8 protein-coding genes are annotated in these 12169 nt (G+C 76.5%); 3 read left to right on the forward strand and 5 right to left on the reverse strand.

The window, feature by feature from the left end; genetic code table 11:
• Positions 1–159 precede the first annotated feature (159 nt).
• Entirely contained in the window at positions 160–3234 is a 3075-nt protein-coding gene (locus ACZ402_RS12975; RefSeq protein WP_375823398.1) for an esterase-like activity of phytase family protein, read from the reverse strand.
• Positions 3235–3662: 428 nt separating this feature from the next.
• Here ACZ402_RS12975 and ACZ402_RS12980 point away from each other — a divergent pair, with 428 nt between their 5' ends.
• Both ACZ402_RS12980 and ACZ402_RS12985 read left to right on the forward strand, forming a co-directional pair.
• Positions 3663–5690: a hypothetical protein gene (locus ACZ402_RS12980; protein ID WP_375823397.1), complete on the forward strand. Its 2028-nt coding sequence runs from the start codon at positions 3663–3665 to the stop codon at positions 5688–5690.
• A 272-nt stretch (positions 5691–5962) separates the two neighbouring features.
• Positions 5963–6817 (forward strand): hypothetical protein, encoded by an 855-nt coding sequence (locus ACZ402_RS12985; RefSeq protein WP_375823396.1) that lies wholly within the window; start codon positions 5963–5965, stop codon positions 6815–6817.
• Here the strand turns inward: ACZ402_RS12985 and ACZ402_RS12990 are convergent.
• From ACZ402_RS12990 to ACZ402_RS13000, 3 genes are all read right to left on the reverse strand, one after another.
• Positions 6814–7281, reverse strand: coding sequence for a hypothetical protein (locus ACZ402_RS12990; RefSeq protein ID WP_375823395.1), 468 nt, complete (start codon positions 7279–7281; stop codon positions 6814–6816). The two genes, ACZ402_RS12985 and ACZ402_RS12990, sit on opposite strands and share 4 nt — an antisense overlap.
• A 146-nt stretch (positions 7282–7427) precedes the next feature.
• Complete coding sequence (locus tag ACZ402_RS12995) at positions 7428–8279, reverse strand: ABC transporter permease (RefSeq protein WP_375823394.1); 852 nt, start codon at positions 8277–8279, stop codon at positions 7428–7430.
• On the reverse strand, positions 8276–9328 hold the full coding sequence (locus ACZ402_RS13000; protein ID WP_375823393.1) for an ATP-binding cassette domain-containing protein: 1053 nt from the start codon (positions 9326–9328) through the stop codon (positions 8276–8278). The genes ACZ402_RS12995 and ACZ402_RS13000 overlap by 4 nt, the downstream gene beginning before the upstream one ends.
• 121 nt (positions 9329–9449) lie before the next feature.
• On the opposite strand from ACZ402_RS13000, the gene ACZ402_RS13005 reads away from it, so the two are divergent.
• Positions 9450–10334 carry a TetR/AcrR family transcriptional regulator gene (locus tag ACZ402_RS13005; RefSeq protein ID WP_375823392.1) on the forward strand — a complete coding sequence of 295 codons (885 nt, stop codon included), beginning with the start codon at positions 9450–9452 and terminating at the stop codon, positions 10332–10334.
• Positions 10335–10446: 112 nt separating this feature from the next.
• Here the strand turns inward: ACZ402_RS13005 and ACZ402_RS13010 are convergent, their stop codons facing one another.
• Positions 10447–12156, reverse strand: coding sequence for a CHAT domain-containing protein (locus ACZ402_RS13010; RefSeq protein WP_375823391.1), 1710 nt, complete (start codon positions 12154–12156; stop codon positions 10447–10449).
• Positions 12157–12169 lie beyond the last annotated feature (13 nt).

Genomic DNA, 12169 nt, shown 5'->3' on the forward strand with positions numbered 1-12169 from the left:
CCCGCCCCCCCGGCCCGTTGGTGGTGCCATACCTCACCCTCGGCCCCCCCCCCCCCACCCCCCACCCCAGCCCCCCCCCCCCCCCCCCCCCCCGGGGGGGGGGGGGGGGGCGCCCCCCCCCCCCCCCCCAACCCCGGGTTCGGCGTGGGGCCGGGGCCGTCAGCCCGGGAGGCCGCGCATGCGGCGCCGGGCGACGACGATCGTCGCGCCGCCGGCGACCAGCACGACGGCGAGGCCCACCAGGGCGCCGACGTGCGCGCCGGTCGTGGCGAGACCGTCGGGACGGCCCGACCCCGCGCCGTCGGACCCTCCGGCCGTGCCGTCCGCCCCGAGCACCTCGAGCTCCGTCCACAGGACGCGTCCGTCCACCTGCCCGACGACCGCGAACCGGTGCACGCCCGCCGCGGCGTCGGCCGGGACGGTCACGGTCGCCGTGAGCGTGCCCGAGGCGTCGGCACGGTACATCCCGAGGTCCGCCGGCGTGGAGAAGAGGGTCGCGGAGACCCACTCGCCGGGCGCGAAGCCCGCGGCCGTCGCGGTGACCTGCTCGCCCGCGCGGACCCGCGCCGGGGAGAGGGTGACGCCGCCGTGGTTCGCGTCGGTGAGGTCGTCGGCGTCGACCGTGTGGAGCGGGGTCGACGGCGGCTGCTCGCCCGCGCCGGGCGTCTCGCCGGGCTCGCCCGGGCCACCCGGGTTCTCGCCGTCGAGGTGACCCTCGAAGACGTCGCTCGCGGCGCCGAGGCGCAGGAGCACCGTCTCGCCCGTCGCGTCGGCAAGGCCGTCGTTGTCGGTGATCGCCCAGACGGTGCCGTCGCCGCCGATCGTGAGGCCCTCGAGCTTCTCCTGCGTCCAGCCGTTCGTGGCGCGCAGGTCGGGCAGGACGTCGTACGCGAGCGTCTTGGTCACGGCGACGGGGGTCGTGGACGCGGCCCCGACGGCGACGTCCGGCACGTCGACCGCGTAGACGCGCTTGACCGTGGCGGCGGGGCCGTTGAGCTTGTCGCGCTCGATCACGGCGAGCGTGTCGTGGTCGACGACGGTCACCTCGCTCAGGCCCATCCAGTCGCCGCCCGTCGTGGTCTGCTCGAGCGGGTACGCGAACCAGTCCCACGTGCCCGACGCGACGTCGTAGCGGCCCAGGCGCGCGGTGCCCGCCGTGCCGCCCTCGTCGGTCGTCAGGCCGCGCTGGAGCGCGACCCACACCTGCTCGCCCGTCCCCGCAGTCCCGTCGGCCGTCGAGACCGCCGGGGCGACCGCGACGCCCTCGATGCCCTGCTTGCCGAGACCCGCGGCGACGCCCTCGGGGAGCGCGACCGACTCGACGACCGCGCCCGCCGCGTCGACGCGCACGATCGCGTTCTCCCCGCCCTTCGCGCCCTCGACGCCGAGCCAGAACCCGCCGTCGGCGCGCGCCGCGACGCCCTCGACGTCGAGGCCCACCGGGGCGCCGTCGCGCGTGAGGGTCACGGTCCGGTCGATGACCGCCGGGGAGCCCTGGCCGAAGCCGCGCACGTCGAGAGACAGGAGCTGCGTCGTGGAGTACGCGGCGTCGGTCGCCGTCCACAGGCGCTGGGGATCGATCGGGTCCGCGGTCAGCGCGCCGAGCGCGCCCCAGCCGATCGGGGCGCCGGCCTGCGGGCCCTCGGTCGCGTCCGCGGAGACGACGCTCGGGAACTGCGGCGTCCCCGCGCCGTCGGCCCACTGCGCACCGCGCCCGAACACCGTGACGGCCGACCGCACGCCCACCCCGGCGTCGTCCTCCTCGCTCGACACGACGAGCAGGTCGCGCTGCGGGACGACGAGCAGGCCCTCGGGGCCGTTGGTCGTCGCGAGCACCTGGACGAACCGCGGGGCGCTCGGGGCGGAGACGTCGTAGACGGCCACGAAGTTCGAGCGCTCCGAGCCGACGAACGCGTAGCGCGTCCCGCCGAGCGTCGCGACGGTCAGCCCCTCGGGCTCGACGCCCTTCTTCGCGGCGCGGTCCTCGGTGTGCAGGCCGACGCGGACGGCGAGGCGCTCGAGCTCCGCGCCCGCGTCCCACACGACCTCGCCCGACGCGGCGTCGAACACCGACCAGCCGCGCGACCCGCCCTTCCAGTCGCCCTCGTTCGCGGTCGCGACGTGCGCGTCGTCGAGCCAGCCGATCGCGTCGGGCTCGCGCGGCGTCGCCGGGATCGACCCGGTCTGGTCGATCACGCCGTCCTTCTTCACGTCGATCCCGGACACGGCCACCGCGCCCGCGGAGAAGACGTTCTCGACCTCGCCCGTGGCGATGTCGACGACGGCGACCCCGTTGTTCTCCTGGAGCGTCACCGCGACCTTCGTGCCCGCGGGGTTGACCGCGACGTACTCGGGCTCGGGGTCCTGCGGGGTGTCGAGGCTGGCGGCCGCGACGACCGGGAGCGGCGCACCGGCCTCGTCGAGGAAGGAGACGGCGCGGGTCGACCAGGCGGCCGGGTCGTCGCCCGGCAGGTCGAGGATCTGGAGGAAGCCGCCGGGGAGCTGCGGGAGGTCGCCCTCGTCGCCTCCGCCGGCACCGCCCTCGGGCGTCGCCTCCTCGTCACGCTGGTTCTCGATCGCGACGACGGCGTGCGAGCCGTCGGGCGTGACGGCGATCGAGTCGGGCTGGCCGCCGAGGTCGAGCGACCGCACGCGCTCGCGCGTCGCGAGGTCGACGACGTCGAGGCGCCCGCTCGGCTCCGTGAAGCTCACCGACGTGTCCACGACGACGAGGACGTACCCGCCGACGACCGCGACCGACGTCGGCTCGTCGTGCTCCGAGCCGAGCTCGGCGAGGCTCAGCGTGCCGAGGCCCTGCGGCGCGCTCGGGTCGGTGATGTCGAGGAAGCCGATGCGGCGCGCGAGCGCGTCCGTGTGGACGACCGTGCGCCCGTCCTCGCTCACCGCCGAGATCTCGGCGACCGTCTCGGCAGCGGCGTCCTCGCCGGCCGGGCGGTTCTGGAACACGGGGTACGTGGCGAGACGGTGGAACGTCTCGTCCGCGGCGGGCGCCGTCCAGGCGGCTTCCGCCGCGAGGCCGAGCGCCGTCGTCGGGGCCGATGCCGCCCCGGCCGGGTGCGCGGGAGCCGCCGCGAGGGCGGGCAGCGCGCCCAGGCCCAGGGTGAGCGTCGCGCCCGTGGCGACGAGCGCTGCGAGGCGCGTGCGGCGGGCCGGGACGCGCACGGGGGTGCGCGTCACCTTCCGCTGCGGGGCCCGCTCAGGGATGGTGGACATGTCTCTCCTTCGACGAGGGTCGAGCAGAGGCTGGTGTCCCGCGGTGGCGCGACGACGACCGTCCCGGGACCGCCGGGTGACCGGTGGATGAACAGTGCGCACCGGCGCGCGCGGGCCGCCGGAGGCCGTCCATGTGCCCCGAGCAACAGGTTCCGCGGTGGAGTACCTGATACTTCGGCCCCGTGACCGAATCGTGACGGCGGAAGTACCTAGTACTCGCTGTCCACCCCGTCCCGCCGGTTGCTAGCGTCTTTCGAGATTTACCTGCTACTCCACGTCCCACCAATGTTGGCGGGCGCGGCCCCGGCGCACTCTCACGCCGGGTGAGCACACGACCCGCCTCTCTCCGCGCCACGCCCTCCCCCGCTTGTCTTCTCCCCCACTGCCGACCGCCCCGCGACGACGCCGGGCGCGAGGAAGGACGACCGATGACACAGCACGCCTCTCCCCGACCGTCGCGCACGCACACGGTCCTCACGTCCGTCGCGCTCGCCGTGCTCGCCCTCGCGGTGGCCGGCCTGATCGCGTTCCTGCTCGTGTACAACGGCAAGGTCGCCGACGGCGCCACCCGCCTCGACGACGGCGCGGCCCAGCTCTCGGACGGCGCGTCGACGCTCGCCGACGGCACCGCCGAGGCGCAGGACGGCGCCCAGCGCCTCGCCGACGGGGCCGGCGACCTGGAGGACGGCGCCGGCGACCTCGTCGCCGGGGCGCAGCAGGCGTCCGACGGCGCGGCCCGGCTCGCGGCGGGCGGCACCACCGCGCTCGAGGGCGCGACCGAGCTCGCCGCCGGTGCGGACGAGCTGAACGCCGGAGCGGCCCGCCTCGCCGCGGGCAGCAAGGACCTCGACGCCGGGGCTGCGCGCCTCGCCACGGGCAGCAAGGACCTCGACGCCGGGGCTGCGCGCCTCGCGGCGGGCAGCACGCGCGCCGCCGACGGCGCGTCGCAGATCGCCGCGGGAGCGGGCGACCTCAGCGCGGGCGCCGGCGACCTCAGCGCCGGGGCCGCGCGCGCCGCGAACGGCTCCGCCGACCTCGCGTCCGGTGCCGGTCGGCTCGCGACGGGGGCCGGCACCCTCGCCGCGGGGACGACCGAGCTCCGGACAGGTGTGCGCGAGAGCCTCGGCGCAGGGGTCCAGGCCCTCGACCAGGGCCAGGCGCAGCTCTCCGGCGGCGCGGCGCGACTGGCCGGTGGGGTCGCCGCGGCAGACGGCGCGGTCGGCACGATCCAGGCCGGGGTCGACCAGCTGCAGGGAGGAGCGGCCCAGGTGCGCGGCGGTGCGGTCGCCCTCGGCGGAGGCGCCGACGAGCTGCAGGGCTTCGCCGGCGAGCTCCAGCGCTCGGCCGTGACCGTCGGGACCAACCTGGACGGCCTGGCGGCACAGCTGGACAAGATCGCGCGCGGAGAGGTCGCGGCGACCCCGGAGACCCTGGGGACGATCGCCGCGAACCTCCGCGCGCTGGGCAACGGCACCGAGTCGGCTCCCGGCGCGTCCGCGCAGATCGCGGGCGGCGCGGGACGACTGGCGTCGGGCGCGGGCGGGCTCTCCGCGGGCGCGGCCGACGTCACCGCCGGCATCGACCGGCTCTCCGCCGGCCTCGGGGCCGGCACCCCGGAACGGCCCGGGCTCACCACGGGGCTCGCGCGGCTCCGCGCGGGACTCGGCGAGGGCACCCCCGCGCAGCCGGGCCTCGCAGCGGGGGTCCAGCAGCTCCGGACCGGCATCGACGTCCAGCTCGCGGGCGGCATCGACGCGCTGGCCACCGGCGCGACGACCCTGGACGGCAAGATCGGCGAGCTCGAGACGGGTGCCGCGACGCTCCACGGGAAGGTCGGCGAGCTCAGCGCCGGCGCCTCGCAGGTCGCGGACGGCAACGCCGACCTCGCCGCGGGCGCCGCGCGCGTGAGCGGCGGCAGCGCGTTCCTCGCGACGAAGACCTCCGAGCTCGCGACCGGCACGTCCGACCTCGCCACCGGCGCCGCCGACCTCCGGGCCGGGACGACCAAGGCCGCCACGGGCGCCGCCGACCTCTCCGCCGGAACAGTACGGCTGCGCACGGGCGCGGGCGACCTGTTCGCCGGGACGACCCGCCTGGAGGACGGGACGCTGCGCCTGCAGGACGGGCTCACGACGCTGTCCACCGGCGCGACGACCCTCGCGGCGGGCAACGCCGCGCTCGCGGAGGGCTCGGCGACCCTGCACGCCGGGACGACGACGCTCTCCGCCGGGGCGTCGGACCTGCACGACGGCAGCACCCGCATCGCGGACGGCGCGGCGGCGCTCTCCGACGGCACGGTGACCCTCTCCGACGGCACGACGGAGCTCAGGGACAGCGTCGAGAACAGCCCCGTCGGACGGGTATCGCTCGGCATGTCGGCGCTCGTCGGCGGGTCCGTGCTCGCGGGCGTCGCGGGCGTCGGGCTCGGGCTGCGCCGTCGGCTCGCGGCGGTCTGACCGACCGTCGCGCACGGCCGGGCGGCCCCTCCTCACCGCGCGGCCCTCGGCTCGAGGGCGGCTTCACGTCGACGGTGTCGCCCTCGCGGGCGGCGGTCCCGGTGGACAGGACTCCGGGACCGCCGCCCTTCTTCGTGCGCACCGACCGCGGACCCGGGTCGATCTCCCGCCGCGGACCCGGCGCGAGCCACCGGACCGCCACGGGCCACCGGACCGCCACGGGCCACCGGACCGGCACGGGTCACCCGACGCGCACGGGCTACCGTGACCGCGTGACGCTGCTCCTCAAGCTCGTGCTGGCGCCCGCCCTGGTGGTCGCGTCCACGCTCGCCGGGCGGCGCTGGGGATCCCGGCTCACCGGCGTGCTCGTCGGGCTGCCCGTCGTGGCCGGACCGATCCTGCTCATCACCACGCTCGACCACGGCACCGCGTTCGGCGCCGCCGCCGCCTCCTCGGCGCTCCTCGGCCTCACGTCCCTCGCGCTGTTCGCCGTGGTGTTCGGCTGGTGCTCGCGCCGGACGGGCTGGCTCGGTGCGCTCGCGGCGTCGTGGGCCGCGTGCCTCGCGGCGGACGTCGCGCTCGCCCGGCTGACGCTGCCCGCCGGGATCGCGTTCGTGGTGGCGCTCGCGACGTTCTGGGGCGCGTCCCGCGTCATGCCGCCCGACGCGCCGGGCCCTCCGCCGTCGTCCGTCCCGTCGCCCTGGTGGGACCTTCCCGCCCGCGCTGCGACGACGGCGGCGCTCGTCCTCGCCGTCACCACCGCGTCGGGCGCGCTCGGGCCGGCGACGACGGGCGTGCTCGCGCCGTTCCCGATCGCGTCGAGCGTGGTCGCGGCCTTCGCCCTGGCGCAGCGCGGGTCGGCCGAGACCGTCCGCCTCCTGCGCGGGCTGCTGGCCGGGCTCACCGGGTTCGCGGTGTTCTGCCTCCTCGTCGCGCTGCTCGTGGACCGGCTCGGCGTCGCCCCCGCCTTCGGGATCGCCCTCGCCACGAGCGTCGCCGTGCAGGCCGTCGTCCCGCTCGCCGTGCGGCTCGCCGCACCCTCGGCAGCACGGCACGTCGACGACGAGCACGCGTCGACCACGCCGGACGACGGTTCCCGTGACCCGGCGCGGACGGGTCGCCGCTAGCTGCCGCCCAGCACGCCCAGCACGCCCCGGACGGCGATCACCGGCAGGGCCACGAGCATCGCGCCGAGCCCCCACCGCGAGAGGTCGGACGACTCCAGGTCGGGGCGGTCGAGCCGGACCGAGTCGGGGTCGCCCGCGCGCTGGACGACCGGGACGACCTGACCCGGCCGGTACTGCCCCGCGGGCACCTTCTGCTCGGGACGCACGCCGCGTGGACGGTCGCGGGTCGCCAGGACGATCATCTCGGTGGGGTGCTCGACGACCGAGCGTCGGTTGAGCAGGGGCGTGGGCACGACCTGCACGACGACCGCCGTGCCGCGCAGACCGCGGCGGTACGTCCCCGCGACCCTGCTCCGGTACAGGAAGAACACGAGCACGAGGACCCAGAGCACGAGCGTGACGACCGCGACCGCCACCACCAGGACGACCGGCGGGATGCCGCCCAGGTCGGTCTCCCCGCTCACCGGAGGACCGTCCCGCAGAGCGCCGCGCGCTCCGTCCGTCCGTCCGTCACCGCGGGCCTCCCCTCAGCCCCCAGGGCTTCCTCCACCGGTCGGTCGCCGACCCTACCGTCCTGCGCGGCACCGCCGCGACGACCGTCGGCCCACGCCTACTGCCGACGCCGCCGGGCGAACACGACCGCCGCCCCGCCGAGGAACACCAGGACCAGGCCGGCGCACCACGCGAGGGCGAGGACCGCCGTCGGCCCCAGGTCCGTGACCGGTGCGCCCGTCGAGTCCATGCCGACGAGCAGGCCGCGGATCGTCTCGATCACCGGCGTGACGGGCTGGTGCTCCGCGAACCCGCGCAGCCACGACGGCATGGTCTCCGGCGGCACGAACGCGCTCGACACGTACGGCAGGAACAGCATGAAGAAGCTGAACCCCCCGGCCGCCGCGGGCGAGCGCACGAGCACGCCCACGACGGCCGCGACGCTCGTGATCGCGAGCACGTACGCGGCGACGACCCCGACCGCACCGAGCCACTCGAGCGCGTCCGCGTCGGGCCGGAAGCCGATGAGGAACGCGACGCCCAGCACGACGGCCGTCGTCACGAGGTTCTTCACGACGCTCGCCACGACGTGCCCCACGAGCACCGTCCAGCTCGCGATCGGCATCGACCGGAAGCGGTCCATGATGCCGCCGGACATGTCCTGCTCCACGGCGATCGCCGTGTTCGACGCCCCGTACCCCGCGCAGAGCAGGATGATCCCCGGTGTCGCGTACGTGACGTAGTCCGTGCCGACGCTCATCGCGCCGCCGAACACGTACACGAACAGGATCATGAGCATCACGGGCAGCACGAGCGCGAGGACCAGCTCGTCCGGCTCGCGGCGCACGAGCCGCAGCGAGCGCGCCACCATCGTCCCGGCGTCGGCGAGCACGTGGCGGCCCGGCCGGGCCGAGGGGGCGGGGAGGCGCGGCGTCGTGCCCGACGGCGCAGCGGCGGTCTGGGCGGTCATGCTGCGGTCTCCTCGCGATCGGCCTCGTGGTCAGCCTCGGTCGTGCCGCGGTCCCGGTCTCGGGTCCGCGCAGCGTGGCCCGTCAGGGTGAGGAACACGTCGTCGAGCGTCGGCTCGCGCACCTCCCACCGCACGGGCTCGACGCCGGTCGCCGCCACCGCGGCGAGGACGTCGCGCACGTGCTCGACCGACCCGTCGGTCGGGACGCGCAGGGCGGTCGGACGAGAGTCCGCGCGGTCGGGACCGGGGGTGGGGGGCTGCGAAGGCGCCGAGGCCACCACGGTCTGCGCGGAACCGACCCGCGCGGCCTCCTCAGGCGTGGTGAACGTGAGCTCGACGCTCGCGTCGCCGACGCGGCGCTTGAGGTCGGACGGGGACCCCTCGGCGACGACGCGGCCGTCGTCGACGAGCGCGACACGGTCGGCGAGCTGGTCGGCCTCCTCGAGGTACTGCGTCGTGAGGAACAGGCTCGTGCCGTCGGCGACGACGCCGCGGATCACCTCCCACATCGTCTGGCGGCTGCGCGGGTCGAGGCCCGTCGTCGGCTCGTCGAGGAACATGACCTGGGGGCGGGTGAGGAGCCCGGCCGCGAGGTCGAGCCGACGGCGCATGCCGCCGGAGTAGGTGCCGACCCGACGGTCGGCGGCCGCGGCGAGGTCGAACGCGTCGAGCAGCCCGTCGACCCGGCCGCGCGCGGCCCGGCGGGGCAGGTGCGCGAGGCGACCCATCATCGTGAGGTTCTCGCGGCCCGTCTGCTTCTCGTCGACCGCCGCGTACTGGCCGGTGAGGCTGATGAGCCCGCGCACGCGCGCGGCGTCGCGTACGACGTCGTGGCCCGCGACCGTCGCCGTGCCACCGTCGGGGCGCAGGAGCGTGGCGAGGATGCGGACCGTGGTGGTCTTCCCCGCCCCGTTGGGGCCGAGCAGGGCGAGGACCTCGCCGCGGTGCAGCGTGAGGTCGACGCCGTCGAGCACGCGCACGGGCCGACGTGGGGTCCCGTAGCTCTTGCGCAGGCCGTCGGCGTGCACGAGCACGTCCGGTGCGGGCATGTGGCCTCCAGGGTTCGGGCGGCAGAACCGCGTGAGATCGAAACTGTTTATGCGATCTACTGTTTCTGTGTACGGTAGACACGGTTTCGCGGGCGGTCAAGGCCCGCGGGAGGATGGCGCGATGACCCCGACCGACCCCGCCGAGCGACGCGCCCTCGCATCCCCCGAGGAGCAGGTCGCGGCGAACGACCTCCCGCCCGTGCTCGCACGCCTCTGGGGTCGCGTCCCGGGGCCGCGACGCGGCCCCAAGCCCGCGCTGACCGTCGAGCAGGTGGTGCAGGCCGCCGTCGACCTCGCCGACGCCGAGGGCCTGCCCGCGGTCTCCATGGCTCGCGTCGCGGAGGCTCTCGGCTACACGCCGATGGCGCTCTACCGGTACGTCGAGAGCAAGGACGAGCTCCTCGTCCTCATGGCCGACGCCGCCGCCGACGTTCTCGCACTGCCCCCGTACGACGAGGGCGACTGGCGCGCCGGTCTCGAGGCCTGGACGCGCGCCCAGATCGCGGGCGTCCTCGCGCGGCCGTGGTTCCTCGACCTGCCCCTGACGACGGCGCAGGTCGGCCCGAACCGGCTGCGCTGGATCGATCGCGCGTTCGCGATCCTCGCACCGCTCGACCTGACGGTGGACGAGAAGCTGCAGGTCGTCGGGCTCCTCGCCCAGCACGTGCTCGGCGAGGGCCGCGTCCAGGTCGAGACCCGGCGCGCGGCCGCGGAGGCCGTGCGCCGCGCCCAGGGCCTCCCCGCCGACACCCCCGAGGCCGACCTCGACGCGGACGCGGTCGCCGCCGCCAACCCGTACGCCGACTACGAGCTCGTGCTCACGCGGCTCGTCGACCCCGAGACCTACCCCGCGCTCACCGGGGCGCTCTCCACCTGGACGCCGACGGCCGTCCAGCCCGACGACTGGGAGAGCGACATCGGATTCGGCCTCGACATCCTCCTCGACGGGATCGAGGCCTTCGTCGCCCGGCGCGCCGCCGCGCGCGGGGCCGCCGACCGCGACTGACCGGCCACGCTGCCGGGTCCGAGGGCGAGACGTCGTCGATGCGCAGGGCCGGTCAAAGGGCCGGTCAATGGGCCGGTCGAGGGGCCGGTCGAGGGGCCGGTCACAGGGCCGGTCAGGGGGTCGGCTGGACCGGGGCGTCGGGCACCTGGACGTCGGGCAGGTCCGGCAGGTCGAGCGTCGGGACGTCGATGCTCGGGATGTCGATGCCCTCCATCCGGTCGCGCAGCTCCTCCTGGCGGATGCGGTTGTTCTCCTGGATGCAGGAGAGACGGGTCGCGGGACGGCCGCCGCACTCCTGGACCTCCGAGTCCGGGTCGCGCGGGGCCTTCGGCGACTGGACGTAGCGGCCGTCGGCGTCGTGCGCGTTCGGCGTGACGGGCAGCGCGACGACGGCCGCGACGCCGCCGAGGGCGAGGAGCGCCGTCAGGACGAGGAGGACCGCTGCGCCCAGCCCGGCGCGGACCGCCGCGGCGGCGCTCACGGACGGGCGCTCGTCCGACGTCGCACGCTGCTGCGCCGCCACCCGCCACGCGACCCACAGCCCGACCAGCACGGGGAGCACGAACGCCACGGCGGCCAGCGCCGCGACCGGACGCGCGTCCTCGCGCGCGAGCGCCCCCGGCCCGATCGCCGCGACGACGACCGCGACGATCCCCAGCACGACCGTGCGACGCACCGCGGCCCCCCGCAGACCCGAGCGCAGCCCGGCGATCCGCGCCGCGCCCGCCGGGCCGGGCGGGAGGTACCCCAGGTCGCGCGTCTGCCTGAGCATGGCCGCGTGCAGGACGGCGGACGTCACGGTCGTCACCGCGAGCACCGCGCCCAGGGCGACGAGGAACCCGCGCACGACGACGGCGTCGCGCACCACGTAGAGCAGCGCGAGCCCGGCGAGCACGCCCACCCAGCCCACGACGACCGCCGCGACGGTCCCGCCCCGGAACGGCGTCTGGCGCAGCGTGCGGCGCAGCAGCCCGCGCGGGACCTGGAGGAGCACGGGGAGCACGCGCAGGGCCGTGATCGCCGTCCACAGCAGGACGACGATCCCCCACAGCGGCACGCTGCCGACGGAGGCGTCGCCCATCGAGAACGTGACGACGAGCGCGACCGCCCCGACGAGCAGCACCGGCATCTCGACGAGGCGCAGCACCTGCTGCCACACGCTGAGGTGCAGCAGGTAGCCGGCCTCGGCGTGCTCCGGGTTCATCGCGAGGACGCTGCTGTACCCCTTCGCGCTGCGCCCGGTGTCGAGGGCGAGCGCCGCGTCGAGGTAGAGCAGGTCCTCGTGCTCCGGGGCGACGGCGAGGCCCTGACGCACGAGGGTGCGCGCCCGGTCGTCGTCCCCGAGCCGCGACCACAGCCGTGCCGCCTGCGCGAGCCGGTCGGGGTCCTCGGGCGCGAGCGCGAGCGCACCGTCGATGCGCTCGCGCGCGAGCCTCCGGTCGGCACCGCGAACCCGGCCCGACAGGTGGGTGTCGGCGAGCTGCAGGTGGTACCGCGCGTCGTCGGGGTCGAGCTCGAGCGCCTTCGCCGCGGCCTCGCGCGCACCCTGCACGTCGCCCGTGTTCTGGCGCGCGACCGACAGCAGGTGCAGCGCGCCGTCGGCCGCGGGCTGCGCGCCGACGACCTGCTCCAGGAGCGGCAGCGCCTCGGCCGACCGCTGCAGGTGCAGCCGCACCCAGGCGGCGGCCAGGAGCAGCCGCGGGTCGTCGGGCACGCTCGCGAGCGCGTCGTCGACCTCGTCGAGCGCGCGCTCGGGTCGCCCCATCTGGACGAGCAGCTCCGCGCGCGAGGCGACGGCGCGCGGGTCGGTCGTGGTGGTCACGGTCGGGTGCCTC

It is taken from the genome of Cellulosimicrobium sp. NPDC030954, assembly GCF_055571305.1.

Coding starts and splice junctions, on each gene's coding strand:
- ACZ402_RS12975 (WP_375823398.1), bottom strand. CDS start 3,234: ATGTCCACCATCCCTGAGCGGGCCCCGCAGCGGAAGGTGACGCGCACC.
- ACZ402_RS12980 (WP_375823397.1), top strand. CDS start 3,663: ATGACACAGCACGCCTCTCCCCGACCGTCGCGCACGCACACGGTCCTC.
- ACZ402_RS12995 (WP_375823394.1), bottom strand. CDS start 8,279: ATGACCGCCCAGACCGCCGCTGCGCCGTCGGGCACGACGCCGCGCCTC.
- ACZ402_RS13000 (WP_375823393.1), bottom strand. CDS start 9,328: ATGCCCGCACCGGACGTGCTCGTGCACGCCGACGGCCTGCGCAAGAGC.
- ACZ402_RS13005 (WP_375823392.1), top strand. CDS start 9,450: ATGACCCCGACCGACCCCGCCGAGCGACGCGCCCTCGCATCCCCCGAG.